The following is a 679-nucleotide window of genomic DNA, read 5'->3' as shown; positions in this document are numbered from 1 at the left end:
CCTTCATCGCCGTCGCCCTGCTCATGGTCGGGCTCGTCATCGGCGCCTGGCCCAAGGAGGTCCTGGCCCAGCGCGACGCCGCCCGCACCGACCGCGAGCGCCTGCAGCAGCACCTGCGCGAGAAGACCGCCGAGAACCTGCAGCTGCTGCAGCGCGCCCAACGCATGGAGAAGGCCTACGCCGCCCTGCACACCTGGGCGTACGGCGCCCCGCCCCAGGACGGCGTGATTCCCGGCCAGGGAGACACCGCCGCGTGAGCGATGTGTGCCCGGTCCCCTCCTGCGGCCGGCCCCGCCCCCGCGACGCCCACGTCTGCCGCGGCTGCGGCGCCGACCTGGGCGCCGACCTGGCGGCGCTGGCCGACCTCGCCCGCGAGCTGGAGACCACCCTGGCCCGCCAGGGCCGCACCGGACAAGGCCACCGCGCCGCCCCCCAAGGCCTCCCGGTCGACCTGCGCGCCAGCACCGCCCTGGCCGACCTGCACACCCTCCTGGACGGCTGGGCCCGCGCCCTGCGCCACGGCCTGGTCCCCGTCCCCGGACCCGTCTGCGCACGCTGCCGGCATCACTCCTGCGCCCGCATCACCGCGCGCAACGCCGCGGCCGCCCCGCCCGAACTCGACCAGGCCTCGCCCGCCGGGGACGGCACCCGCCGCGCCAGCGCCCCCGTCCTGGCCGCC

General features: G+C 78.2%; 1 protein-coding gene and 1 pseudogene. Both read left to right on the top strand.

The window, feature by feature from the left end:
* A partial coding sequence (locus ABD140_RS39940; RefSeq protein WP_344248287.1) for a hypothetical protein occupies nucleotides 1–257 on the top strand: 257 nt, incomplete at its 5' end.
* Nucleotides 254–679: pseudogene (locus ABD140_RS39935) on the top strand (hypothetical protein); the annotation flags it as partial. The gene ABD140_RS39940 and the pseudogene ABD140_RS39935, both read left to right, overlap by 4 nt.

This window comes from Actinocorallia libanotica (assembly GCF_039525175.1).
GTDB lineage: Bacteria > Actinomycetota > Actinomycetes > Streptosporangiales > Streptosporangiaceae > Actinocorallia > Actinocorallia libanotica.
Note: the sequence above shows the minus strand (reverse complement) of the source record. Positions and strands in the feature narration are given on the sequence as shown.